Origin of the sequence: Rhodococcus sp. 06-221-2, from assembly GCF_002258365.1 — a bacterium.
Lineage (GTDB): Bacteria > Actinomycetota > Actinomycetes > Mycobacteriales > Mycobacteriaceae > Rhodococcoides > Rhodococcoides fascians.
Window position 1 is genome coordinate 472,414 of sequence record NZ_NOYJ01000016.1, and the last position, 23,891, is coordinate 496,304.

The following is a 23,891-nucleotide window of genomic DNA, read 5'->3' on the forward strand; positions in this document are numbered from 1 at the left end:
GATCGCGTCAGCGCCCGAATTCCGAAGCGATCGTCGTCACCCACCTGGCCAGCGACACATCTCTCGGCACAGCAATCCAATGTCCACCCATAACTGGGTCGGCAAGCGGATCCCGAACCGTGCGGGCCACGCGAACGGCTCGGGCACCGGATTCCACAGGCACAGGCGCTCCGTCGTCGAATTGCCCGGCACCGACCTGAAGGTACAACGCGTCCATGATTTCGGAGACGTGGTCCGATGCACGCAACACCGTCGGAGCGCCCGACCGTTTGTCGTCCACCACCTCGGGAAATCTGCGAGTGAGAGTGCGATGAAGGTTCCTGATGCGCCACAACAGGATCCGCGCACGAACCCAGCTCGTCACCAGAACCCACACTGCGGCAGCGGCCATCAGCAGCGCGCCGGCCGTGAGTACCGAGTGTCGGGGTGCAGACCCGAAGACAACCGATACCGCCACGAAAGCCGGTGCACACGTTCCGACACAGAACAGAGCTACCGCGCGGCCCAACGGCGTTCGATCGACCATTCCGAGACCTGTGACAATGAGTAGCGGAAACATGAGAAGAACGAAAACCCACGCAGCAGTAGGCCACACAGCGGAGGCAATTCCAGAAGCCACAGCGAAGAAGACCACTGCTGCGATCGATCGACGCTCTCGCGCCGCGCCGAGCATCGGTCGCGCAGTCAGAGTGATGACAGCGGAAGTTGCGGCAACTCCGATCCAACACATTCCGATGACGGTCGGCACGTCGACATACGGTGTCAGGAGTCGCGCGACATCGTCGACCAGCAATGTTTGCCCCACAGCGAGGAAGCCAACGGCGAGCACAATGGACACTCGCACGGTATTCGCGCTCCGCACCACCACGCGGCCGACGCGAGCACCGACTGCGAGCCACACCAACAGCGCCGCTACCCAGTCCATGTCATCCCAGAGCCTGATCGAAACGCAACACCGACAATGGAGCGCCTCGGGTGTTCATCCGCCGCAGCCGCTGTAGCAATTGGCCGGCGAACGTTTCCGCCTCCCACTCTGCCAGGGCGTCCGACCCATCGAGAACTGTGGACATCAAGCTGCGCTCACTGAGCATGAACGCGATCAACTCGTCACTGACTACGTGCAACGATTTCTCTACCGGTGTGCCTTCGTGCCGAAACACGATGTGACCCAGCTCGTGCGCCAGCGTCCGTTCGTAGTTCGGTAGATCCGGGGCCAGAACGATGACGTCATGGTTGGGGAAAGCACGTCGTTGTCCGCACACGCCGGGCGGCAGCTCGGCCATCTCTACCTCGATCGACCTGCCCCGCTCTCTGGCGACTGCGGAAACTATGTCATCGAGATCGAATTCTGTTGTGTCCGAGGCAATGTCGAATACGACGTCAACTGCGGCAGACACGCGGCGGTGCGAACGGATCATGGGAACAACTCCGCGCGCGCGGCAGACCGTCGCGCCTCGGTAGCGCGCGCACCGCGAAAGGTGATGACACCCGCTCCGAACCCCGCCAGCGCCAGGCCCGCGACGCCACCGACAACCGGAAGAGGAGCCACGTCATGGAGACCGCTTGTTGCCGAGGACAATTCGGTATCGGGATCCTCCTCTTCGATCACGCCATCGACGTTCGCCGCCGGCGTCGGTGACGGATCGGTAGTACTCGTGGTTTCGGTCTGCGAATAGGAAGCCGTCGGTGCCTCGTCGCCAGGAGACTCGTCGGCGGGAGACTGGTCAGCGGAAGACTCGGGCGAGTTTGCAGCATCCGACGCCGGCGACTCGGCATCCCGCGGTTCGAGCGGGTGCACCGTTTTCCCGACAGTCGAGGGTTCCGAGTAGCGGGTGTCGGAATGCAGCTCGCCATCGGCGATCGGTGGGCCGGCATCGGCACTGCTTTTCGGCTCGGCTGTTGCAGTCTTCTGCGTGTCAGCGGAAGTCGCGGTCGGGGTGTTGCTCGTCGTGGTCGGGTCGCTGCTCGTCGCGGTCGGGGCGTTGCTCGTCGTAGTCGGCTCGACAGTGGTCGTGGTCGGATCGTTGCTCGTCGTAGTCGGCTCGACAGTGGTCGTGGTCGGACCGTTGCTCGTCGTGGGTGTCGATTCCCCACACTTTCCGGGCCGCCCGATGCATATTTCGATGGTGCTGGCCGCCGAGGTCTGGCCTGCCACAGCTATGGCGAAGACACCCAAGGTGAGGGCCGCACAACAGATCGCCAGGCCCACCTTGCGCCCCATCGAGGTCATGGCAGGCACCGATCCCACCCAGACGTGGACCACGTGCCGATCTTTTTCACGCAGCGCATTGCCCCTCCGCCTGATTGATGGTGGTACCGACCGGGATAGGACATCCGGCAATACAAAATGTGTCGCTGCTCTTGTAAATCGCGTTACTCGTCGATGCTGTGATGTCCAACACCGGCACTTCCTATGTCGTTCTTGCGAGCCAATCCGAATCAGCAGCCTTACGCTGCAACATGATTCGGCAACGTGCAGTACGTCCACTACACGCGGCGCACGCCTTCCACGCTTCGAATCAAGAAGCACGGCAAGCCTGCCGCCCGAGGCTCGATTGACGCACCCGTACTGCTCAATTTCATTTCCAATAGCAAGTGTTTCATACGCATCACCCCCTCTGGCGGCCGCGAGATGTGTGACAGACCACAGCTGCGCGAACTGAATCAACACACAGAAGCCCTTGGCTCAGCGACCGATAGTTAACTTCCAGCACCTAGTAATTCTGTGACCTACGACACTGCTATACCGAGCTTCCGGGCTGCATTCCTTGCGGAATCGAGCCGTAAGCGGCCGCTATCCATCCTTTTGCATCGAATACGGCGGGCACTTTAACGGATCGATGTGCCAGCCGTAATCCTGTAGAGGTTGCTCAAAATTAGCTCGTGTGTCTGAATACAGGGGCCACGCCGGTTTCTCCGAGCTGGTCTCAATCTTCGACTCAGGAGCTCCCATGAAACGTTCGATCAAGACCGTTATCGGTGCCACTGCTGTGGCCATCTCAGCGGCAACTATTGCGTCGCCGGTCGCTTCCGCAGCACCTGCGACAACGACAGGCCCCACCACGCAAGCTGCACCGACAGGAGACGGCGTCTGGGCACCGAGCCATGACGAAGCTCTGGCACTGATTCCCGTGTGCAGTGGACCGACCGCAACGTTCAGCTGGTTGAACGCGAATTTCACAGACCATGGGAACGACGTGAAAGCTGCGATCAAGCGGAACACGGCTCTCGTCACGTCCATTCTCACGTTCTCCGCTTCCCCATACCAGGTTCTCGAGGGGTTGTTCGTCGACGTTCTCCAGGTACCCGTGTATGCGGTCAACGATGTTGTCTTTCACGATCCCGCGACGGTGAAGGACATTCTCACTTTCTGCGCCTCCACCCGGAAATGAGTCCGAAGCACTCGCGCCGAGCGGGCGATAGCGTGTTGGGCCGTCGGTCTTTTCTCACGGGTACCGCTGCCGTGACGGGTCTACTCTTCGCCGGGTTCTCTGCACCGGTGCGGGCAGAGACCGTGCTGCCGGCCTTCCCCGAAGGGCTGTCCCTGCGTAAGGCACAATTCCGCAACTGGGACGAGGCAATTGTCACGGAGGATCTGTGGACAGTAGCCATCGGCTCTGCCGACGATGCGGTAAGGGTTGCCGAGTGGGCTAGAATCAACTCGTATACGTTGCGCCCCCATGGATTTCGACACAATTGGTCACCGCTCGTCGTCGATTCCGGCACGCCCTCGTCGGCACGAGTGCTTCTTCTCGACATGACCACCTTGAACTCGATGGCGATGGTCGATGACACCGTTGTCGACGTCGAGGCAGGTGCCTCCATGCAGGACCTACTCGCCTACCTCCACGCGCACGGTCGCGCAGTACTTTCCGCGCCGGCACCGGGAGACGTCACCGTCGGAGGTGTGCTCGCAGTGGGTGGGCACGGTAGCGCCGTCGCTTCGGCCGCCGAACAGGGCAACCGGTCGTTGCCGTTCGGTTCGGTGAGCGACCTCGTCGAAACCATCTCGGCCGTTGTGTTCGACAGCCGCACCGGTACCTATATCGAGAGGACGTTCACCCGTTCCGATCCCGAATGTTCCTCTTTACTCGTGCATTTGGGGCGTACTTTGGTCACGCGCGTTCGTCTGTCGACGGTGCCGACGCACAACCTGCGGTGTCGGACCTTCACAGACATTCCGACTCGGGAGCTGTTCGCAGCACCCAGCGTTGCAGGCCCGCGGTCGCTGACCACAATGCTCGACGACGCAGGTCGAGTCGGAATCATCTGGTATACCTTCACCGATCGACCGTGGATTCAACAATGGTCCGTCTCACCCACTCGCCCGGCCGAATCACGACCGACCACAGGACCGTTCAACTTCCCGTTCGCCGACAACCTGCCCGATCCGATTCCGCAGATTCTCGGCCGGATCATCGAGGGGCATACCGAACTCGCGCCGGCATTCGGGGACGCCGTCATCGCTGCCACCGATGCAGGTCTCACCCTGACGGGTGCTCGCGACATGTGGGGTCCGGCCAAAGATTTCATTCACTTCGTCAGACCCACAACGCTACGCGTCACAGCGGCCAGCCATGCGGTGATCACCCGTCGAGACAATGTTCAGCATGTGGTTCACGAGTTCACCGAAGTGATCAGCACGATGCTCGACGAGTACGCCACACGCGGCGAGTACCCCATCAACAGCTGTGTGGAAATCAGGGTGACCGGGGTGGATTCTCGATACCCGGTCGACAAAGCTCCCGCCCTCTCCCCCGCTACGCCGGTACCCGGACGCGCCGACTTCGATACAGCGGTGTGGCTCGACACGCTGACTTTGCCGGGCACCCCTGGGCATGCGGACTTCTACGCGGACCTCGAACGGCGCTTCTTTCGGCCCTTCCCAGCCGAACTCGGAATCGTTCGACCCGAGTGGGCGAAGCGCTGGGGTCACGGAGACGGTGGTGCATGGACCGACCCCCACGCGCTCAGCCACGAAATTCCCGACGTGTATCCGCAGTGGTCGATCGCGGCAAATACGTTGGCTGCTCTCGACCCACACAATCTGTTCACCACGTCGCTCACCCGACGGTTGGGACTCTGAACCAGACGTCCGGACCCGGGCACCAACACGTCCCATCGAATCACGATGGGCGACTTCACAAGGAGAAGAACATGTTCGATCCCATCATCACCACCCTGACTCTCGCCGGCGGCCTCGGAGCCCTCGTGATCGGTGTCATCCCCTACGCGATCAAGGGCCTTTTGTTCTGACCGTACGCAATCCGAGAGATCGGGCTGCACGATGATCGTTTCCCTTCCCCGGGCCTGATCATCGTGCAGTCCCTTCTTCTCGAACTCGAAGCAGTGACACCACCGAGGCGCGACCGACAGCAACAGGCATGGGAAGGCAACCGATGACACCGACAGGCCCACAGAGCCCGTGCTTGGCCGAGCTCATGGATGCTCGCGGAATGCGAGACAGTATCGATTTGCTTCCACATCTGGCCGACCGCGGTGTGCTCTTGACCGAGTCACAGGTTCGCAGACTCGTTGCGCGGCGTCCGATGCTGGTGTCCCTGACAACGTTGATTGCATTGTGCGACATCTTCGGCTGTGCGCCGGCCGACTTCGCTCCTTCCGACGTGCACCGTGCCGAATATCGTAATCGTCTGTCGCAGAACGAAATTATCGTCGATATCAACACTGCGTTGGACACTCGGCGCGCCCCGTGACCGATTGCTGATCGATGCGACCGGCAGCACCTGCCGATACGCAGACTGCGCAATACGACACGAGAAGTGGAAACAATTTTCGCGCGGCGGCCATTTCATTTCCGGCGGCACAGCCGGGCGTCGGATGTGCGAGAGTGTCCAAATCTGCAGCGCACTGCTGCAGCGGTCAACCGGGATACGGTTCGGATCGCTCGAGGTCGAAGATTCCCAGCGCCAGTTGTCCGGTCTCGTCGATCGGAATTGTCGCTGATGGCGTGGGGGCGGCGATCAGCCCGGAGACGACTTCGGGAGGGAAGTCAGGGCGCCCGTCTGTGAGCCACGCGAGCACACGCCCGCTTGCGGCGTGCAGCACCGCCGTAGAGGTTCCAGCGTAGGTAGCGGTGGCCTGAAGTGCGGCGCGTGGAAGTAGCTCGTCTTCTACGGCGGCGGTCGGCTCAGGGAGGCGTACGGATACTGCAAGGATGGCCGGTCCATCGAAGGTCGCCACGACCCGCATCGTGTATCGCTCGACGGTCCCATCGGTGCGGATCCAGTCTCCGGCGAAGCGATCGCCGACAGTGGCACCGTGGACGTCCGCGGCGGTGCGACGGATATCGGACAGTCGAGCGCATCCGGAGAGCCAGTCGGTCATCGTGCCGGTCTTCGGGTCGTCGACGAAGCTCGGCGAGATCGGATCGGCCAGTTCCCATGCGAATGCCCACACCGGGGGCTCGGGTGGTGGCGTCTCGGTGGCGTCGCCGATCCACATCAATATCGCGTGTACTTGTCGAGACGGCCCGAGGACGGGCTGTGCCAGCGCCAACCGCGGCCCGCCGACGTCGAGGAGTACCTGCGATTGTTTCAGGTTGTTGAGGACGGTATCGAGTAGTTGCAGCACCGTTGTATAGACCGAGCCGCGGAACATGTTGGAGACCGGTCGCCATTGCTTGGAGCGCGCACCGACCATGACCACGGCGGGGGTCGATCCCGAGGTCTCGACCAGAAACCAGCCCTTGTCCACGACACCCTCAGTCTCCAGCCGAGTCGACGAAATCGGCAATGGGCGGCAACGATATCAGTGCTCCTGCATCCAGCGCAGCGCGAAATGGCCCTCCAGAACCTTGCGCATCAGTGTGATCTGCGAACTATCGCCGGCCCACGCGACGTATCCGTCCGGTCGGACGACGACGATCTCTGGGTAGAGCTCGGGCAATCCCTGGGCGACGACTGCGTCGGCGAACGGGAGGGCTGCCGTCTCCTCGAGAGCCGAACGTGCTTGCGCACCGACAAGTATCACGATTCGGCCGCGGGCGAGAAGCTCCGACACGGTCGTCCGTGTGCCGTCGACGTCGATTTCGTGGTCGGGCAGGAACGACCCGTCGAGCTCGTTTTCCGACAGTCCAGGGATATCGTGGCGCAGGGAGTGACCGTTGATCTTGTCGCCCAACCAATCGTGAGTATCTTTGTGGCACAACATCTGCGAGACCATTCGACGCAGTGGGTCCTGTGCAGGATCTGGATTCATGATCGCCGACTGAAGACGAGTGTTGTCGATGACCCACTGCCCGACAGGTTGACGTTCGGTGGAGTAGCTGTCGAGCAGGGCGTCGTCTGCGGCACCGGTCACCACAGCGGCAAGCTTCCATCCGAGGTTGACCGCGTCGGAGATTCCGGTGTTGAGGCCCTGCCCACCGAGTGGGTAATGGATATGGGCAGCGTCTCCGACCAGGAACAGTCGACCGTCTCGGTAGTTGTGCACGATCCGGCTGAAGTCACTGAACCTGTTGAGGTAGTGCGGCGACTCGAGCTCGACGTGCGACCCGACCACGCGGTCGATGGCGGCTCCGAACTCCTCCGGTGTGACCGGTGCATGCCGGTCGGCGGCTGGACCGTCGAACTCGAACACAATTATCCGGCTGTGTCCGTAGCGGTTCAGGTTGAGCAGCGTCCATCCGGCGTCGGTGCGGTTCCATCCTCCACGGAGATGCTCGGGGTGCGGCAACTGCGCGAGGCCCAGGATCGCGCGCATCGTCGGCGCGTATTCGGTTGTCGTGAACTCACCCGAACGCAGTACCGTGCTGCGGCCGCCGTCGGCACCGACCACGTAGCGCGCTGCGTACCGCTGCTCGGTGCCATCGGCGTCATGTGCAATGACGAGTGCCTGGTCGGCGGACTGTTGCACGGAGGTGACCGTGATGCCTCGGATCACCTGTGCGCCATGCGTTTCGGCCTTCGCTGCGATCGCGCGCTCGAGTTCGGCCTGAGCAATGCCCATCATGACCGGCCCGTCGATGGTTCGCGACCGCAGCGTCAGCCACGGGTATCCAGCGAACTGGAACAGCTCCGAAGAGATGGTCGTGTGATCGTTGGTCCGGCGTGGGACGGCGACGACCTGTCTGCGCGCAAGGGTCGCGATAGCGCGCGCGTGATAAGTCCCGGCCTTGGGGTACTCGTTCACGGCATCGCGACTCTCCAATACCACCGCCGAAATGTCGTGCAGCGCCAGCTCGTTGGCAATGAGCATCCCCACCGGCCCGCCGCCGACCACGATCACGTCGTACATCTACACAATTCCTCTCGCACCGAGATCCACCGGCAGGACGGCAGGTCGCCGCAGTCCGGTTCCTAGATCCCATTCGACATTCGACGGATCCACACGCAGGGACAGGTCCGGGTAGCGCGTGACGACCCGGGTGAGTATCGCGATCAACTCGGTCTGCGCCAGCGCCGACCCCATGCACCGATGCATGCCATACCCGTACTGCAGATGCCGACCACGCGGGCGATCCAGCCGGATCTCCAACGGTGCATCGAACACCGCCGGATCGCGATTGGCCGCGTTGATGTGTGGGTAGACGATCGCCCCGATCGGAAGCCGACCGGCCGTGGTGTGGAGAGAACGGGTCAATTCACGCGGGAACGACCCCGGCGTTCCGAGCGGCATGAGCCGCATGATCTCTTCCACCAAGTCAGATACGAGGGAGGGATCGTCGACAACTTGTGAATACAGATGCCGATGCGCCAGTGCGGCATACAGCGTTTTCGCGAGCATCGTCGCGACGTTGTTGTCCCCTCCGAGGACGATTCCCATCACGGTCCCGCTGATGAGGGTGTCGTCGATGGCGGCGAATTCCGGCTGCCGGGCCCGCCGCTTGTAGGTGGCGAGCAGTCCGGTGTCGTCGTGTTCGGTGTCGTCGGCAACCAGTTTCTGGACCCAGCCGTACAGCTCTACCCACGAGTCGACGATGAGAGGTATCTCGTCGCGACGAGCGAGCTGAATTCGTCGACCGAGCTCGTTCATCCACGGCGCATGGTCGAGCGAGATGCCGAGCAGAGTGCACACCATCTGCGCCGGCACGACACGGAAGACCTGAGCCATGACGTCGGGATCGGCCATCGCGTCGAGCGTGTCCAACGCAGCATCGGTGAGGGCGAGGATGGTGGGTTCGAGTCCCGCGATGGCGCGGGCACTGAACTCGTGAGACACGAACTCCCTCACCACACCGTGCACCGGGGCGTCGAGATTGATGAGCACCTCGGGTGCCCAGTTGGTGGGCATGAACGACGGACCGCCATCGACGTTGCAGAGCGTGCGGCTGGCAGTCCGGTCGAGCATCAACGTCTTGACGTCCTCGTATGACGTCAGGCAGATCGCACTGTGTCCACTGGGTAGCTCTATTCTCTGGTGCCCATCGTCACTGGCGAGTTCCCGGACGTACGGCGGCGGGGTGTCGAGATTCGGAATGTCGGTCACCAGAGGGTTTGTCGATGTGCCGTCGGGTCGATGGATGGTCTGGGTCATTGCTGGATCTCCTCGCGATCGAGAGCGGTATCGGCATCGAGGACCGGATCGGCCGCGGTGGGTGTCGTCGAAGCATCGACGGGGCGGCGCAACAGGAGTGTGACGGTCACCGCGAGGACAAGGGACAAGGCGGCGAGCACCCAGAGCAACGGAGTGAACCCGTCGGCGAACGCGGCTCGCAGCAGACCGGTGTCCACGGAGCTGTCGATACCTCCGATCTCCCCGGTGACGACCTTGTCCACGATGCTCTCCCGCTCGCCGGATCCCAGGGCGGCCGGCAGGCGGTCGCGGACCTGACCACCGACGCCCGCAGTCAGCGCGCTTGCAAACACCGCCACGACGACGGCCTCACTACCCAGCCGCACCGTGGACACCAGACCTGACACCATGCCCGACTTGTCGGCAGGCACCGATCCGATCGCCTGACCGTCCACCAGCCCTACGCCCAACCCGAACCCCAGGCCGAGCAACAAGAACGGGACGACGATAGTGCCGATGTTCTCCTCGGTACCGACCAGAGTGAGTGCGGCCGCACCGGCAACGAACAACAAGACGCTGCCGCCGAGGATGATCCACACCGGTACGCCACGGGTGTGCATGGCACCGGCGATGAGCGGGCCGACGATGACCGGCACGGTCATGATCAGCATCACCAGACCTACGGTCCCAGTGCCCAGCTGCCATACCGTCGACAGGAACGTCGGGTAATAGGTCAGCAGCGTGACGAAGCCGACTGCGCCCGCGACTGGGACGGCGAGCAGACCGACGAGCCGGGATGATCGCAGCAGCGTCAGGTCGAGCAACGGGTGAGCGGTGGTGAGTTCGATCCGGATGAACGCCGCGAACAGTGCCACCCCGGCGATCAGGGTGCCGAGTGTCGCAGGCGAGTGCCATCCCCACGAATCCGACTGCACGACAGCTGCAATCACCAACGTGAGTGACGCGGCGAACGCGACCGCGCCGGGGTAGTCCAGCCTGCCGGTGGACTGGGCAGGCGTGTCGTGCACCTTCGACGCGATGACCAAGGCTGTCGATACGGCGATGACGACGGCGTTGAACCAAAAAATGCCTGACCACCCCACCAGGGCGATGGCGGTCGAGGAGATCGTCGGCCCGAGACCGAGTCCCACTCCGGCGGCGGTGCCGAACAGCGCGAATGCCCGCGCCGCGGCAGCGCCGTCGAAGGTGATAGCCAACAGTGCTCCAGAGCAGGCGAAGATGATCGCGGCACCGATGCCGGCGAGCGCTCGACCGATATCGAGCAGCAGCAACGACGGTGCAACAGCGCTGAGGACCGCCGCACCGGCGAACAGCGCGCCGCCCAGGATCAGGCCGCGGCGGCGGCCGAGATGATCGGCGATGGATCCAGCGACCAGGCTGAACACTGCGAAGGTGAGATTGAACCCGTTGACGACCCACTGCAGCAGTGCCGGATTGGAGCCGAGATCGGCCGCGATGTGCGGTAGCGCCACACCGGTTCCGGACACACCGGTGGGTACGACGACGACGCCGAGCAGGATGGCCGCAAGGAGAAGGTTGGGTTTGGCCGACGATGTGACTGTCGAGGACGATGCGGGTGCGGTCATTCGTTGGTCTCCTTGTCTTCGATATCACCGAGGTCTTCGCGTAGGAGCGCAGCGAGGTCGGCGAGGGTTTGGTCGTTGTCGACGAAGCGGACTGCTCCCCAACCGGATCTGCGTGCGGCGGCACAGTTCGATTCGAGATCGTCGATGAGAATGGCGGTTCCAGGGGCTGCCCCGATCCGGGCCTCGGAGATCGCGAAGATCTCCGGCTCCGGTTTGCGACACCCGACGTCGTAGGAGTCGACGATCGCGTCGACGTCGTCGTCGAGTCCGACCATCGGGCGCCAGTGGGCCTCCCACTCGCGGACGTTGTTGGTGAGAATCCCGACTCGGTAGCCCTGCGCCTTCAGCTCGTAGACCAGGTCGCGCATCGTCGTGTTGACTTGATGGCCCGCGAACCACTGTCGACCGAAGTCGATCTCCGCCCGCGAGACGTCGATCCCTCGGGACGTGAGCCAGAGGTGCATACGAGTTACCCACTCGGCCTCGGTCAGCAGGCCGAGTTCGACGGGGGCGAGCACATCGACCCCGAGGCCGTCGGCGACGCCCGCCATCGCGGCCTTGAGATCGGCCGGGCTGATACCTGTCTTGCGCTCGTAGTCGACGAACAGGTCTTCGATGGGGGGCGAGAGCACGCCCCCGAAGTCCAGGAAAACCGTCGTGTATCGCGGTGAGGCGGATACCGGCGGGACGGTCCCGACGTGTGCTGAGGCGGTCATCGGGTAACCGCCACGCGGCTGGCTGCGTGCGACCGATCGAAGAGCACTCCACAGGAGGCGATGACTACACCTTCCTGCGTGATGTCGATGTCGAAACCGACACCCCGGTCGCAGGTGTCGGTCTGCGGCCGGACAAGCGCATTGGTCGGTAGGTCGAGCTCGCCGAAGCGGGTGAATGTCGCAGACAGAGAACGCATTCGGAGACGTCGTGCACTGAGTCCGAAGTACTCGTCGGCACCGATGATCCCGGCCTGGCGTACCGCTTCGAAGAGCACTGCTCCGGGGATGTGATCGAGCGGGTGGTCGAACAGACTCGGGTGATGCTGGTCGACGAGTACATCGACGTCGAAGCCGCCCGATACGTGGCTTGCAGCACCGACAACAACATTGCGACCCAAGCTACGGCCGAGGGCTTCCGGCTCATGCGCACCGACCAGCGGGTGGGGGTGACGTCCGGGCAAAGGGCTTATGCCGCTGCGATATTCGGCCAGCCCCAGCTTTGCCCGTCCCGATGCTCGGACCCGAGACCAGACAGATTTCGGCATCCACTGAATCGACATGGTCATGGTGACCGCGGTCGTCCCGGCAAGTGTGACCGTCATGTCGAGTGTGATGCCGATGATCGTGGTGTCGCGGACCTTCTCGCCGACGATCACCGCACTCAGCTCACCGTTGCCAGGGGCGGGCGTCACCGTCATCGCATCATCCGAAACAACGGTGAAGGAACCGGCATTGAAAATGAAGGACTGGTCGAACTCGACTCCCACGTGGCGATGGGCGATCAAGATCGACGCCTGCCGAAAGCACTCCAGGACGAGCAACGGGTCGTATCGGCCGGCGGCGGGCCCGACGTGATCGCTGTAGTAGCTGTGCGACTTCGGAAGATGAATACCGACGCGAAAGTTGGGGTACCGATCGCAGATGATGTCGGTGAGATAGACCTCCGACAACGCGTCGCGGTGCACGTGTTCGCGCGGGACCAGAGTCGAATGTGAAAGTGGAGGGTAAAGAGTAGATGTCACGGTGAGCCCCTTGCTGATGGTTCGGACGGAAACACAGACGAGAGGTGTTGCTGCACACCGATCGTCTGCGATTTGTCTCAAGCGATCCGGCAGGTCTCGGGCTTGTAAGCAAGGGGCTCTCAAGCGACTCTGTTCGGACTGCCAATAGATTAGCGCGCGCAACGAGTTCCGTCGCGCCCGAGAACCGAGTGCGTGCGAAGTCACATCGCTGAATTCCGAGTGACTTGTTGCACAGGCGTTCGCAGTGGCGCACATCATGTGTTGCTGGCGTATCGATTCCATACTCGGCCCGCATAGTGGTCCGATGACACCGAACCGACGACCGGTCGCCGTTGTCGCGGCGGGGATGGCCGTGGAGGGCTACGACTGGGTGACGTTCCTTACGCTGCTCCCCTACATGACCCGCGAGCTGTTCGGTGACGACGAAACCGGGATGACCGTAGGCCTCGCAATCTTTGCCGCCGGGTTCGTCTCTCGTCCCGTGGGGGCTTACCTTCTCGGGAGTATCGCCGACCGACGAGGCCGCACAACGGCGTTCGTCGCCTCTTTGTGGATCGGGGTCGGCGCGACTACCGGAATGGCCTTCACGCCCGCGATGGACGGAGTGGCCTGGGCAGCTCCGGTGTTGTTGTTGATCTTCCGTGTCATTCTGGGTGCCGCACACGGCGGACAGGCCGCGGTGGTCAACGCGCATATGTACGAGATGCATTCTGTCGGGCGGAAATTGGACCCGTCGGCGTTGATCTACACGATGGCCGCGGGTGGAAAAGTGGTGTCACTGACGGTCACCCTGGTGACGATTGCCTCGCTCGGTGATGAGCAGATGGCCGGGTGGGGCTGGCGGATTCCCTACGCGGCCGGAGCGGTGGCAGGTGCGCTGCTGGCGATAACCGCAACCCATGGCACAGACGCCGCTCGGTCACGATCCGAAGAGGTGAGCACCGCGCCGAAACTCCGGGGTTCGGCGATGCTGGCTCGAATGGCGGCAGTCTGCGCGCTCACCGCGGGAACCACTCTGTCCTACAACATTTGGGTCGCAGGCACCGTTCCCTATGCAGTCACACATTTGGGCGTTGGCGAATCGACCATGGTCGCAATATCTCTCGTGCAGACAGTTGGTTTCGCTGGACTGGTTGTTTGCGCCGGAGTGCTGATGCGGCACCGACCCCGCACCGGTCTGTACGCCGCCTCCGCGGTCACCAATGCAGTATTCGCTTTGCCCGTGCTGTATCTGACCCGGCCGTCGGCGACACTGGCGATGTACTTGGTAGGCACGTCGCTGGCAACGGTGGCCTTGGCGGGACTGTGTGCGGCATTGCCCGCGGTTATCAGCGCCCTGTTTCCGCGATCGATTCGCGGGGTCGGTAACGGTCTGCCCTACGCCGTTGCCGTTGCATCGATCGGCGGGACGGCACCGAGCCTGCGCGAGACGTTCTCATCGAACTACACAGTCTTCGCGTGGTACGCCGCGGCGACGTGTCTCATCACGGCAGGCACAGCAATCGTGGTCGACCATCGGTCAATCGGGCTGCGACGCTGAAAGCAACTTATGGCAGCAACATCTGGACCAAGTTTTCGATCGCGCTTCGACGCTGCCGGTCGAGCAGTACTTCGTCGTCAAAACTTTTGTTCCGATGTCATGTGTCCGCTCAGAGTTCGCCGGGAACGTATGAACGCCTCTGGGCTTTAAAATCTCGTGCCGAGGCAAAGCGCACCCACACGGAGCAATCCATCGATCGGCCACCAACGTTCACACGAGTCCACATCACTCGATACTTTCGACGCAGTGCAGGTCGTTCGTGTTGAGTTGCAGGCACATCCAGCACATACAAAAAGCCCCTGACCTGCGAATGTTCGCAGATCAGGGGCTTTTTCCTGTGCGCCCGAAGGGATTCGAACCCCTAACCTCTTGATCCGTAGTCAAGTGCTCTATCCGTTGAGCTACGGGCGCATGTTCAGTTGTGTCGGTTCCGAAGAACCGACGTGCCGATCCTTGCGGATCAGCGTGGCGGAGGCGAGAGGATTTGAACCTCCGGACCCGGTGAAGGGTCAAGTCATTAGCAGTGACTCCCATTCGGCCGCTCTGGCACGCCTCCTAGGCTGCCGGCCCTCTCGGACCGCCGAGGAAAGAGATTACACACGGCTGAGGCCAGAAGGCAAAACGGCTGGTCGACGCCCCAGGTTCGCGCGGCGTTCGCGTAAAAGATGCTTGTTGCTCGTCAACGCATGAAGCTGTCGAACCAGTCGAAGATGCGCGTCTGCGCATCGACGAGAGCGGCCTCGGCGGGGTCGGTGTCGTCGCTGCTGCCCGGCTGTTCCCGAGGATGATCGGCGCGATGCTCCACACCGGAGTAGCTGACGACGTTCGTGGCCACTGAGGCGCGCGTGGCGGCATCGCGAAGGGCTTCGATGTGTTCGGGTGGGGTGTGGGGGTCGTTCTCGCCGTAGAGGCCGAGCCACGGCGCCTGCAGCTTGGGCGCGGCGTCGACCAATGCGATGGCGTCCGAATTGAGCGGCTCCACGATCCCTGCTGCGGCGACACTGACCGCCGCTCCGACCGGACGGCTGGTAGCCACGATCAACGCGGCCGTTCCGGCATCGTCGAATCCGATGACGCCGATGCAATCGGAGTACACCCCGCGCTGGACGAGCCAGTCGGAGGTGGCGTCGAAATCGGCGAAGAGGTCGTCGCCGAACACTTCCTTGTCGTCGCCGTGCCCCCGATGGAACAGGTCCGGCGCTACCGCCAGCCACCCTTCCAACGCGAGCGCTCGCAGGAGATCTTTCAGCGACTCGGGTATCTCCCTGGCCTCGTGCAACACGACGATCCCGCCGCGCGGTGACCCATCGGGCTCGACGGCCGTCAACGGCACTTTCTCCTGCGAGACGGGTTTCGATGCGGCCGTATCCACCTCGTCGTCCGCGCCGACTGTGGGCGCGGGGGCGGACCGAAGGACTGCGAAGTCGCTGAAAGTTCCCGACATACTGTACGAAGATAGGACGATCGCGGCCGTCCTGCACAGCTTTGACGCGGACAGGCAGAAGTCGCTTACCGACAGGGTCGGCGCATAATGACTGACGTGACCGTGCACATCCGCCCCGACCTCGACGCCATCCCCGCTTACGTACCCGGCCGCAGCTTTCCCGGTGCGATCAAGCTGGCGAGTAACGAAACGACACAGGGCCCTCTGCCGAGTGTCCGTGAGGCCATCGCGGAAGCGGCCGGCGGCGTCAATCGCTACCCCGACATCCGCGCGACCGCGCTCGTCGAGTCGTTGGCGAAGAAGCTCGGAGTGGCTCCGGAGAACGTGGCCGCCGGAAACGGCTCGGTCGCGTTGTGCCAGGAGGTCGTCCAGATCACCTGTGGCCCCGGTGACGAGGTGATCTTCGCGTGGCGCTCGTTCGAGGCCTATCCGATCATCGTCCGGGTGACGGGAGCGACGCCCGTTCAGGTGCCTCTGACCTCGGACCACGTGCACGATCTCGACGCAATGCTCGACGCCATCACCGAGCGCACCCGACTCATCTTCGTCTGCAACCCGAACAACCCGAGCGGAACCGTCGTTCAGCGCGACAAGCTCATGGCCTTTCTCGACGCGGTGCCGTCCAACGTCCTCGTCGTTCTGGACGAGGCCTACTTCGAGTACACCCGGCCCGACGCGGCAGGCAATCACACCGACGGGGTGGAGATCGCTCGCGGTCGGCGCAACGTGATCGTGCTGCGGACGTTCTCGAAGGCGTACGGCCTCGCGGGTCTGCGAGTGGGCTACGCGGTGGCCGATCCCGAGGTGATCACGGCACTGTCGAAGGTTCGAATTGCGTTCGCCGTCAGCACGATTGCTCAGCAGGCGGCTCTCGCGTCGCTCGAAGCCTCGGCTGAATTACTGGCCCGGACCGATGCGCTGATCGCCGAACGTGATCGAGTACGCGACGCCCTGGTCTCGGGTGGCTACGACGTGGGCGTATCCCAGTCCAATTTCATCTGGCTGCCGCTGGGCGAGCGTTCGGGTGAATTCGCCTCGGGCGCAGCCGAACAGGGCGTGCTGTTGCGTTCCTACGGAAACGACGGAGTGCGGGTCACCATCGGCGACCCGCACGAGAACGACGCGTTTCTGAAGTTCGCTCTACAGTCCTAGCGCGCGCTCGAGCGTCGGCCAGGATTCCCGGAGATCGTCCTGCCAGTACGGCCACTGATGGATGCCGTACGGGCGGTAGGTGAAGGTGGCCGGTATGTCGATCGAGCGCAGGCGTGTGTCGAAGAGCGTGGTGCAGTACAGCGCTGCAGCTTCGAGCGGTCCGCCCATCGCAGCTTCCTGCACTCCACCGCCGCCGGGGCCCAGCTCGTACGGGCCGGGTAGGCCGGTGCCGACGGACACGTAGACGTCCTTGCCGCGCAATGCTTCTGCGTTGCGTGACGGATCGTGTTCGATCCACTTCGCGTCGGCGTTCTCGCCCCACATGTTGGTGGCGTTGCCGCCGTTGGTGGCGACCGTGGCGCGCACGGCGTCCTTGAGGTTGTTCTGCGAATTGTCGTAGCACCCGCTCAAACCGGCTACTCCGGTGTAGAGATCGGGGTGGCGCGTGATCAGATCCATCGCGGCCTGGGCACCCATCGACACACCGCCGATGGCATTGGTGCCGTTACCGGAGAACCGCGCGTCGATCAGCGGCGGCAACTCCGCAGTCAGAAATGTCTCCCACTTGTTGACGCCCAGAACGGGGTCGGGCACATTCCAGTCGGTGTAGTAGCTACTCGATCCACCGACCGGCAACACCACATTGACCGGCTTGTCCGCGAAGAAGTCGACGATGTCGGTCTTCTGCGTCCAGGTGCTTTCCTTGTAATCGGATTCCTTGCCGGCACTGACCCCGTCGAGCATGTAGAGCGTCGGACGGGACACGGCCTGCGCGGCCGGAAGAAGAACCTGCACCTGGATCGCCCGACCCATCGCCGGCGAATCGACCCACACGGCCGCACGACGCGGAGTCAACATGTCGACTCGATCGATACGAGCCGCTGCCGTGGGCAACGACTGCGCCTGTATGCCAGGTGCCGCCCCGCCACCATCGGCACTGCCGGTACCCGGAAGCGGCTGCGCTCCGGCGATACCCGACGACAGCAAGGACACAGCCAGCGCAGCCCCCGCTACTGCCAACACACGACGGTGCATCTGATCTGCCATCCTCCCCAGGCGCACCCTCGCGGGCGCAACACAAACAACATCCGTTCCACAACGTACTCACCGCGACGCAGACACGCCGAGGGCTGTGGGTCCGCTCACAGTAGCCGCGAAATCCCGGGTACAAAAGTCTGCGTAATCCTTTGTTACATGTACCGAAGAAATAACGGTCTACCTGGTCGGATGCTGCCGTCGGGAGGTGCTTCGGAAGGCACTCAATGTGACATTCGGTGGACTTTTCGGGGGTCAATGTCACATCGAGTGGACTTCTGACGGAGCAGGCTCAACCGCGGCCGGTTTCGCCCTGCAACTTGTCGATCATTTCCGACGCCTGCGCCTTGTTCAGGTCGTCGGGAACTTCCTCCCCTGCCTCCTGCGCGAGGGTGCTCAGGTAGCTCTTCTGCGGACCGGTCATCGGCTCGTCGCCGGTGACCCAGTCGTCGGGATCCTTCTCGGGGTTCTGGTTGACCTGCTCGTTTTCGCTCATACGTTCGTAAATACGCCGTCGTGACGGTTTCCAAACGCGTCGATCCTGCGCATGTCGGTGCCGCCCTGCTCAGTACGGCTGTCGGTCGCGCGAATGACTTCGTTGACAGTTCAAGGATCCGACGAGGAAGCTCCATCGCACCCCCTCGAACTGGAGCAACATGAAGACGAAGAATCTGCTGGTCAGAATCGGCATCGGAAGCGCGATCGCTGCGGCAGCCATGGTCACCACCCCCGCCCTCGCTTCGGCGGATCCGATCACCGATTTCCTGTGCGGTGCCGGCTCGGCGCAGTTCTGCATCCTTCCGCCGCCGCCTGCTTTCGCTCCCCCGCCCGCACCTCAGGGTGCGCCCGCTCCCGCACCTCGGCCCAACGGTGGGTTCCAGTACCAGAACTGCGACGCCGCCCGCGACGCCGGAGCTGCACCGGTCTATCGCGACGAGTACGGCTACGGCCCCCACCTCGACCGCGACAACGACGGCATCGGCTGCGAGTAGCGAGTTCGCACTTGTGTAAGTGAATCGCTGTCGATTGTCTGCACAAGTGCGATCTCGGCGGACGGATACGCTCGGTCGGTGAGACGACGCCAGCAACCGCCCCTGGCGAAGCGCTACGGCCTCGACCCCGCACGCGTCCGAATGCCCGAGGACGGCTCATGGCCCACCGTCCGCGAGTTCTTGACGGCGACCGAGCAACGCATCTCGCCGCGGCGCATCGACGAGATGCTCGCTGCGGGTGAGGTCGTCGACATGGGCGGCCCTCTATCCGCGGATGCGCCGTACGTCCCCGGTGAGGCTGTCTGGTTCCACCGCGACCTGCCGACGGAAACCGTTGTGCCCTTCGATATCTCGATCGTGCACCGGGACGATGCCGTACTGGTGATCGACAAGCCGCATTTTCTGCCGACGATCCCGCGCGGCGGCCACATTCTGCAGACCGCGTTGGTGCGCCTGCGCCTCGAACTCGGCCTTCCACAACTGGTGCCTGCTCATCGACTCGATCGCGTCACCGCCGGCCTGGTGCTGTTCGTCGTTGATCCGGCACTTCGCGGGGCGTATCAGACGTTGTTTCAGGATCGAAAGGTCCGCAAGGAGTACGAGGCCATCGCGGCCTACGAACCGACCCTCGCTCTGCCTACCGAGGTACGCAGTCGAATCGTCTCTGACAAGGGCCAGTTCACTGCACGCGAAGTGACCGGAGAACCCAACGCGCACACCGTCGTCGAACTCTTGGACCACCGCGAGGGCATCGGACGGTACCGGCTGACACCGTCGACGGGACGAACCCACCAGCTACGTCTGCACATGAACTCGTTGGGCATCCCCATCCTGGGTGACGATCTCTACCCGACGGCAACCGGCCGAGCCGTCGACGATTTCACAGCTCCACTCCAATTACTCGCCAGTGCAATCGAATTCATCGACCCGATCTCGAAAGCTGTACGACGCTTTGAGACTCGACGCAGCCTGGAGCGTTGGGTGCAGAACTGAAGTCCATGACTCTCGGCTCCGATCACTACTCAGAATTCTGGTCACGCTCGGACTTCACGAGTTCCTTCGTGCGCACCAAGCGCAGCGCCGTGACCAACACGACGCCGCCGATGATGTTGAACAGCACTGTGTAGCCGAACCATTCGATCCACTCGCGGTAGGTCACATCCGCTCCTGCGTGGATGGCCCCGAAGATCAGCAGGGAATCCAGGACCGAGTGGAACAACTGCAATCCGGCCAACAGAAAACCCGCCGCCATGGCGGCGATGATCCGCGCCACATCGGATTCGGTTCCCTGCTGCATGCGGGTCAGCAGTGTCATCGTGCTGCCGCCGAGAACAGCGAGGCAGATCGACTGAAGATCCAAGGGTGCGTAGACGAAATGATGCGCCGACTCGGACAACACTTCGAGCCATTGCGGAAACGCGTGCGCGATCAACCACATCACGAACCAACCGCCGAGCAGATTCGCGAGCAGCGTCCCGACCCACAACTTCGCGAGCTGTCCAGGCGTGCCGTTGCGGGCCACAATCGCGGCGATCGGCATCAGGAAATCCTCGGTGAACAGCTCACCGTGTGCGAGATAGATGGCCACCAGGCCGATTCCGAACGCCAGGCCCGCCAGCAGGTGACTGCCGGTCTCGTCCAGCACCGCCAGGTACGCCATCACCCCCAGAGCGACCTCGAGTCCGCCGAATAGTCCGGTGATCAGCACGGTGCGTACGGTGCGGTGCAATCGCTCACCACCTTCGGTGACGACAGCGTCGAAACTCTCCTCGAGCTCCTCTTCCAGAGGTCCCTCGTTGTCGCCGTCGTTGCGCCGCGCTTCTTCGCTCATTGGCAGGTAGTACCCACTGAACCGGTATTGATGCCACGCCGAGAATTCGCTGCTTCGCAAACGAACAAACCCGGTCCACCCTCGCGGGCGTACCGGGCTCGATCAATCGACATATGGCGGAAGCGGAGGGATTTGAACCCCCGGACGCTTTTACACGTCTCTCGCTTTCAAGGCGAGTGCATTGGGCCGCTCTGCCACGCTTCCGTGTGCGATCTTAACGGCCGGGGCGGCACCGGCCCAATCGCCCCTCGTTGCCGGTCTGTCAGCGTCGGGGTCGGGCTGCCGATGCATCCATTGCGGCGTCCACCTTCTGGAAGATGTCGCCCAGGACCTCGAGTTCGGCCGGGGTGAGGAGATCGACCAGATGTTGCCGGACGCTGCGGACGTGCGTGGGTGCTGCCTCCGTCAGTCGTCGTCGACCTTCCTCGGTGATGACGGCGAGGACGCCACGGCCGTCGTGCGCGCAGGTACTGCGGCGCACCATGTCCTGGACTTCCATTCGCCTGATCTGGTGAGTGAGGCGACTTCGGGAGGACAGAACCCCGTCGGCCAACTCGCTCATGCGGATGGAGCCGTCGTCCGCCTCGGACAGCATCACCAGGATGCGGTACTCCGCCATCGACAGGTCGTGCCTGTCCTGTAGATCCCTGTTCAATACCTCCATCAATCGTTGACCGCCGTCGACATAGGCACGCCAAGCTCTCATTTCCGCAGTGTCGAGCCACTGCGGGTCCCCCCCGGGACCAATGGCTAATTCGGCCGTCACGCGAGTCATCTTAGGCAGGAAATCTACTCACGAGTAGCTTGCCGTGGTTCGGGGTCCGATTCGCCGATGCGACCTAGGGTCGAGTTATGACAGATCCCTACATCGACCCTCCGTACGTTGCCGCCGCCGATCGCTACGAATCCATGTCGTATCGCAGAGTGGGATCGCGTGGGCCGGTACTGCCGGCGGTGTCGCTGGGCCTGTGGCACAACTTCGGCGACGACGTTCCACTGATGAAGCAGCGCGCGATTCTTCGTCGCGCCTTCGATCTGGGAATCAACCATTTCGACTTGGCGAACAACTACGGTCCGCCGTACGGAAGCGCCGAGAAGAACTTCGGCCGCATCTTCTCCGAGGACTTCGCCGGGTACCGCGACGAACTGATCATCTCCAGCAAAGCGGGATGGGACATGTGGCCCGGCCCGTACGGCTTCGGTGGCTCCCGCAAGTACCTGCTGTCGTCACTCGACCAGTCGTTGACGCGTATGCGACTCGACCACGTCGACATCTTCTACAGCCACCGCCCCGACCACGACACTCCCATCGAAGAGACAGCCGGTGCGCTGATCAGCGCTGTCCAGCAGGGGAAGGCCCTGTACGCGGGTATCAGCTCGTACAAGCCCGAGGGCACGCAGAAGATGGCGGATCTTCTCGCCGACGCCGGTGTTCCGTTGCTGATCCATCAGCCCAGCTACTCGATGGTCAACCGGTGGATCGAACCCGAACTGTTGGGCACACTCGACGCGATCGGCGCAGGCGTCATTGCATTCTCTCCCCTCGCTCAAGGCATGCTCACCGACAAGTACCTCGACGGCATTCCCGCGGATTCGCGAGCAGCACAGGGTAAGTCGCTGAACCCGGACTGGCTCACCGACGACCACATCGGGCACCTTCGCGCATTGAACGACATCGCGTCGGCCCGCGGTCAGTCCCTGGCGCAGCTCGCGCTGAGTTGGGCTCTGCGCGACCGGCGAGTGACGTCGGTACTGATCGGCGCATCGAGCGTCGAGCAGCTCGAGAACAACGTCGCGGCGCTGGACAATCTGGACTTCTCCGACGCCGAACTCGGACAGATCGACAGTCACGCCGGCGACTTCGGCATCAACCTCTGGGACCTGTAAAGCGCCTGCGACAGTGGTGGCGCATCATGGATGCATGCGTGCAATCACACTGAAAGAATTCGGCGATCCCGACGTCATGGAGTGGACCGAGGTTCCCGATCCACGACCGGCCCGCGGACAGGTGATCGTCGACGTTTCGGCTACCGCCGTCAACCGTGCCGATCTGATGCAGCGTCAAGGCAACTACCCGCCGCCCCCGGGTGCCAGCGAGATCCTCGGTCTCGAGTGCTCGGGAATCATTTCCGAGCTCGGTGACGGCGTCAGCGGTTGGAACGTCGGCGACAGGGTCTGCGCGCTTCTGGCAGGTGGCGGGTACGCCGAGCAGGTCGCCGTGCCTGCCACCCAGCTGTTCCCGATCCCTGCGGGCCTCGATCTCCATGTGGCAGCAGCACTTCCGGAGGTCGCGTCCACGGTGTGGTCCAACCTGGTGATGGATGCGCACATGCGTTCGGGCCAAGTACTGCTGATCCACGGCGGCGGCAGCGGAATCGGTACGCACGCAATCCAGGTCGCGAAACAGATGGGCGTCACCGTCGCCGTGACCGCCGGATCCAAGTACAAGCTGGACATGTGCGCGGACCTCGGCGCCGACATCCTCATCGACTACAAGAACCAAGACTTCGTCACCGAAATCCGTTCACAGACGAACGATCACGGAGCCGACCTGATCCTGGACAACATGGGCGCTAAATACCTCGACCGAAACCTCGACGCGCTCGCCATGGACGGCACCGTCGTCACCATCGGAATGCAGGGCGGCGTGAAGGGTGAGCTGAACTTCGGCAAGCTCATCGCCAAGCGTGGCTCGGTACACGCGGCCGGATTGCGTGGACGCCCCGAGACCGGACCGTCGAGCAAAGCCGACATCGTCGCCGACATGACCGCGCACCTGTGGCCGATGATCTCCGAGGGCCGCGTCACCGCCGTCGTGCATGCCGAAATCCCGATAACCGAAGCAGCACAAGGACATCGGATGCTCGACGACGCCGAGACGATCGGGAAGGTCATCCTGCGCGTGCAGTGATGTGCGTCCGAGGGTCGTGCGTGGAACTTCGTAGTGGGCTACGAAGTTCCGTGCACGTGCGGCGCAGCCGCTCTCATATGGAGGTCGGCCTGTCAACGACGGCATGGTGAAGCGGTGGCACGCACCGTCGTGTGTGCCACCGCTTCCTGTTGCCGGGATGGTGA

The 23,891-nt window shown here is 63.0% G+C and carries 23 protein-coding genes and 3 tRNA genes; 9 read left to right on the plus strand and 17 right to left on the minus strand.

Features of this window, described 5'->3' with window-relative positions:
• Window positions 1–7: 7 nt before the first annotated feature.
• Genes CH281_RS09790 through CH281_RS09800 form a run of 3 tightly spaced genes read right to left on the minus strand, consistent with a single transcriptional unit; the run spans window position 8 to window position 2,239 of the window.
• A complete protein-coding gene (locus CH281_RS09790) occupies window positions 8–925 on the minus strand; it encodes a hypothetical protein (RefSeq protein WP_052073808.1) in 918 nt (305 codons plus the stop codon).
• Window position 926: 1 nt separating this feature from the next.
• Window positions 927–1,418 (minus strand): ImmA/IrrE family metallo-endopeptidase, encoded by a 492-nt coding sequence (locus CH281_RS09795; RefSeq protein WP_032366511.1) that lies wholly within the window; start codon window positions 1,416–1,418, stop codon window positions 927–929.
• Window positions 1,415–2,239 carry a hypothetical protein gene (locus CH281_RS09800; RefSeq protein ID WP_143544782.1) on the minus strand — a complete coding sequence of 275 codons (825 nt, stop codon included), beginning with the start codon at window positions 2,237–2,239 and terminating at the stop codon, window positions 1,415–1,417. The genes CH281_RS09795 and CH281_RS09800 overlap by 4 nt, the downstream gene beginning before the upstream one ends.
• 712 nt (window positions 2,240–2,951) lie before the next feature.
• Between CH281_RS09800 and CH281_RS09805 the strand changes: the two genes are divergently transcribed.
• The 3 genes from CH281_RS09805 (at window position 2,952) to CH281_RS09815 (ending at window position 5,717) form a co-directional block, all read left to right on the plus strand.
• A complete protein-coding gene (locus CH281_RS09805; RefSeq protein ID WP_032392932.1) occupies window positions 2,952–3,392 on the plus strand; it encodes a hypothetical protein in 441 nt (146 codons plus the stop codon).
• A gap of 71 nt (window positions 3,393–3,463) precedes the next feature.
• Window positions 3,464–5,086, plus strand: a complete 1,623-nt coding sequence (locus tag CH281_RS09810; protein ID WP_052053685.1) for a cholesterol oxidase substrate-binding domain-containing protein — start codon at window positions 3,464–3,466, stop codon at window positions 5,084–5,086.
• A gap of 355 nt (window positions 5,087–5,441) precedes the next feature.
• Window positions 5,442–5,717, plus strand: coding sequence for a helix-turn-helix domain-containing protein (locus tag CH281_RS09815; protein WP_256983434.1), 276 nt, complete (start codon window positions 5,442–5,444; stop codon window positions 5,715–5,717).
• A 166-nt stretch (window positions 5,718–5,883) separates the two neighbouring features.
• Here CH281_RS09815 and CH281_RS09820 read toward each other — a convergent pair whose 3' ends face one another.
• Genes CH281_RS09820 through CH281_RS09845 form a run of 6 tightly spaced genes read right to left on the minus strand, consistent with a single transcriptional unit; the run spans window position 5,884 to window position 12,822 of the window.
• Entirely contained in the window at window positions 5,884–6,717 is an 834-nt protein-coding gene (locus CH281_RS09820; RefSeq protein WP_032392934.1) for a GAF domain-containing protein, read from the minus strand.
• A 54-nt stretch (window positions 6,718–6,771) separates the two neighbouring features.
• Window positions 6,772–8,259 (minus strand): FAD-dependent monooxygenase, encoded by a 1,488-nt coding sequence (locus tag CH281_RS09825; protein ID WP_032366517.1) that lies wholly within the window; start codon window positions 8,257–8,259, stop codon window positions 6,772–6,774.
• Window positions 8,260–9,498, minus strand: coding sequence for a cytochrome P450 (locus CH281_RS09830; RefSeq protein WP_032366518.1), 1,239 nt, complete (start codon window positions 9,496–9,498; stop codon window positions 8,260–8,262).
• On the minus strand, window positions 9,495–11,084 hold the full coding sequence (locus tag CH281_RS09835) for an MFS transporter (RefSeq protein ID WP_094693961.1): 1,590 nt from the start codon (window positions 11,082–11,084) through the stop codon (window positions 9,495–9,497). The genes CH281_RS09830 and CH281_RS09835 overlap by 4 nt, the downstream gene beginning before the upstream one ends.
• Complete coding sequence (locus tag CH281_RS09840; RefSeq protein ID WP_094693963.1) at window positions 11,081–11,800, minus strand: HAD family hydrolase; 720 nt, start codon at window positions 11,798–11,800, stop codon at window positions 11,081–11,083. Before CH281_RS09840 ends, CH281_RS09835 begins: the two co-directional genes overlap by 4 nt.
• Window positions 11,797–12,822 (minus strand): AfsA-related hotdog domain-containing protein, encoded by a 1,026-nt coding sequence (locus CH281_RS09845; RefSeq protein WP_179274155.1) that lies wholly within the window; start codon window positions 12,820–12,822, stop codon window positions 11,797–11,799. The genes CH281_RS09840 and CH281_RS09845 overlap by 4 nt, the downstream gene beginning before the upstream one ends.
• Window positions 12,823–13,126: 304 nt before the next feature.
• Here CH281_RS09845 and CH281_RS09850 point away from each other — a divergent pair, with 304 nt between their 5' ends.
• Window positions 13,127–14,362, plus strand: coding sequence for an MFS transporter (locus CH281_RS09850; protein WP_179274156.1), 1,236 nt, complete (start codon window positions 13,127–13,129; stop codon window positions 14,360–14,362).
• Window positions 14,363–14,700: 338 nt separating this feature from the next.
• Here the strand turns inward: CH281_RS09850 and CH281_RS09855 are convergent.
• The 3 genes from CH281_RS09855 to CH281_RS09865 all read right to left on the minus strand — a co-directional run bounded on the left by CH281_RS09855 (window position 14,701) and on the right by CH281_RS09865 (window position 15,806).
• Window positions 14,701–14,773 (minus strand) — tRNA-Arg (locus CH281_RS09855).
• Between the two features lie 55 nt (window positions 14,774–14,828).
• Window positions 14,829–14,918, minus strand: a tRNA-Ser gene (locus CH281_RS09860).
• 123 nt (window positions 14,919–15,041) lie between these two features.
• The gene (locus tag CH281_RS09865) at window positions 15,042–15,806 is read right to left on the minus strand and encodes a dienelactone hydrolase family protein (RefSeq protein WP_027494763.1); all 765 of its coding nucleotides are present in this window, start codon (window positions 15,804–15,806) and stop codon (window positions 15,042–15,044) included.
• Between the two features lie 96 nt (window positions 15,807–15,902).
• Here CH281_RS09865 and hisC point away from each other — a divergent pair, with 96 nt between their 5' ends.
• On the plus strand, window positions 15,903–16,958 hold the full coding sequence (gene hisC / locus CH281_RS09870; RefSeq protein ID WP_094694026.1) for a histidinol-phosphate transaminase: 1,056 nt from the start codon (window positions 15,903–15,905) through the stop codon (window positions 16,956–16,958).
• Here hisC and CH281_RS09875 read toward each other — a convergent pair.
• Window positions 16,947–17,993: an alpha/beta hydrolase gene (locus CH281_RS09875; protein WP_032388159.1), complete on the minus strand. Its 1,047-nt coding sequence runs from the start codon at window positions 17,991–17,993 to the stop codon at window positions 16,947–16,949. The two genes, hisC and CH281_RS09875, sit on opposite strands and share 12 nt — an antisense overlap.
• A gap of 292 nt (window positions 17,994–18,285) precedes the next feature.
• Window positions 18,286–18,489, minus strand: coding sequence for a DUF3072 domain-containing protein (locus CH281_RS09880; protein WP_027494766.1), 204 nt, complete (start codon window positions 18,487–18,489; stop codon window positions 18,286–18,288).
• Window positions 18,490–18,649: 160 nt separating this feature from the next.
• Between CH281_RS09880 and CH281_RS09885 the strand changes: the two genes are divergently transcribed.
• Both CH281_RS09885 and CH281_RS09890 read left to right on the plus strand, forming a co-directional pair.
• On the plus strand, window positions 18,650–18,985 hold the full coding sequence (locus CH281_RS09885) for an excalibur calcium-binding domain-containing protein (RefSeq protein ID WP_027494767.1): 336 nt from the start codon (window positions 18,650–18,652) through the stop codon (window positions 18,983–18,985).
• Between the two features lie 78 nt (window positions 18,986–19,063).
• Window positions 19,064–19,978 (plus strand): pseudouridine synthase, encoded by a 915-nt coding sequence (locus CH281_RS09890; protein WP_179274157.1) that lies wholly within the window; start codon window positions 19,064–19,066, stop codon window positions 19,976–19,978.
• A 25-nt stretch (window positions 19,979–20,003) separates the two neighbouring features.
• Here CH281_RS09890 and CH281_RS09895 read toward each other — a convergent pair whose 3' ends face one another.
• The 3 genes from CH281_RS09895 to CH281_RS09905 form a co-directional block, all read right to left on the minus strand.
• Window positions 20,004–20,816: a formate/nitrite transporter family protein gene (locus CH281_RS09895; RefSeq protein WP_094693971.1), complete on the minus strand. Its 813-nt coding sequence runs from the start codon at window positions 20,814–20,816 to the stop codon at window positions 20,004–20,006.
• Window positions 20,817–20,930: 114 nt separating this feature from the next.
• Window positions 20,931–21,020 (minus strand) — tRNA-Ser (locus CH281_RS09900).
• A 58-nt stretch (window positions 21,021–21,078) separates the two neighbouring features.
• On the minus strand, window positions 21,079–21,591 hold the full coding sequence (locus tag CH281_RS09905) for a MarR family winged helix-turn-helix transcriptional regulator (RefSeq protein ID WP_052068638.1): 513 nt from the start codon (window positions 21,589–21,591) through the stop codon (window positions 21,079–21,081).
• 77 nt (window positions 21,592–21,668) lie between these two features.
• Between CH281_RS09905 and mgrA the strand changes: the two genes are divergently transcribed.
• Together mgrA and CH281_RS09915 are read left to right on the plus strand one after the other, a co-directional pair.
• Window positions 21,669–22,703, plus strand: coding sequence for an L-glyceraldehyde 3-phosphate reductase (gene mgrA / locus CH281_RS09910; protein ID WP_094693973.1), 1,035 nt, complete (start codon window positions 21,669–21,671; stop codon window positions 22,701–22,703).
• A gap of 34 nt (window positions 22,704–22,737) precedes the next feature.
• Window positions 22,738–23,727 (plus strand): NAD(P)H-quinone oxidoreductase, encoded by a 990-nt coding sequence (locus tag CH281_RS09915; protein ID WP_032366525.1) that lies wholly within the window; start codon window positions 22,738–22,740, stop codon window positions 23,725–23,727.
• The last annotated feature ends 164 nt before the right edge of the window (window positions 23,728–23,891 follow it).

Excerpts from the sequence above, each read along its gene's own strand:
- CH281_RS09815 (WP_256983434.1), top strand. The coding sequence starts at position 5,442 with ATGGATGCTCGCGGAATGCGAGACAGTATCGATTTGCTTCCACATCTG.
- CH281_RS09835 (WP_094693961.1), bottom strand. The coding sequence starts at position 11,084 with ATGACCGCACCCGCATCGTCCTCGACAGTCACATCGTCGGCCAAACCC.
- CH281_RS09885 (WP_027494767.1), top strand. The coding sequence starts at position 18,650 with ATGAAGACGAAGAATCTGCTGGTCAGAATCGGCATCGGAAGCGCGATC.
- CH281_RS09805 (WP_032392932.1), top strand. The coding sequence starts at position 2,952 with ATGAAACGTTCGATCAAGACCGTTATCGGTGCCACTGCTGTGGCCATC.
- CH281_RS09875 (WP_032388159.1), bottom strand. The coding sequence starts at position 17,993 with ATGCACCGTCGTGTGTTGGCAGTAGCGGGGGCTGCGCTGGCTGTGTCC.
- CH281_RS09825 (WP_032366517.1), bottom strand. The coding sequence starts at position 8,259 with ATGTACGACGTGATCGTGGTCGGCGGCGGGCCGGTGGGGATGCTCATT.
- CH281_RS09795 (WP_032366511.1), bottom strand. The coding sequence starts at position 1,418 with ATGATCCGTTCGCACCGCCGCGTGTCTGCCGCAGTTGACGTCGTATTC.
- CH281_RS09865 (WP_027494763.1), bottom strand. The coding sequence starts at position 15,806 with ATGTCGGGAACTTTCAGCGACTTCGCAGTCCTTCGGTCCGCCCCCGCG.
- CH281_RS09905 (WP_052068638.1), bottom strand. The coding sequence starts at position 21,591 with ATGACTCGCGTGACGGCCGAATTAGCCATTGGTCCCGGGGGGGACCCG.
- CH281_RS09830 (WP_032366518.1), bottom strand. The coding sequence starts at position 9,498 with ATGACCCAGACCATCCATCGACCCGACGGCACATCGACAAACCCTCTG.
- CH281_RS09880 (WP_027494766.1), bottom strand. The coding sequence starts at position 18,489 with ATGAGCGAAAACGAGCAGGTCAACCAGAACCCCGAGAAGGATCCCGAC.
- CH281_RS09840 (WP_094693963.1), bottom strand. The coding sequence starts at position 11,800 with ATGACCGCCTCAGCACACGTCGGGACCGTCCCGCCGGTATCCGCCTCA.
- CH281_RS09850 (WP_179274156.1), top strand. The coding sequence starts at position 13,127 with ATGACACCGAACCGACGACCGGTCGCCGTTGTCGCGGCGGGGATGGCC.
- CH281_RS09790 (WP_052073808.1), bottom strand. The coding sequence starts at position 925 with ATGGACTGGGTAGCGGCGCTGTTGGTGTGGCTCGCAGTCGGTGCTCGC.
- CH281_RS09915 (WP_032366525.1), top strand. The coding sequence starts at position 22,738 with ATGCGTGCAATCACACTGAAAGAATTCGGCGATCCCGACGTCATGGAG.
- mgrA (WP_094693973.1), top strand. The coding sequence starts at position 21,669 with ATGACAGATCCCTACATCGACCCTCCGTACGTTGCCGCCGCCGATCGC.
- CH281_RS09895 (WP_094693971.1), bottom strand. The coding sequence starts at position 20,816 with ATGAGCGAAGAAGCGCGGCGCAACGACGGCGACAACGAGGGACCTCTG.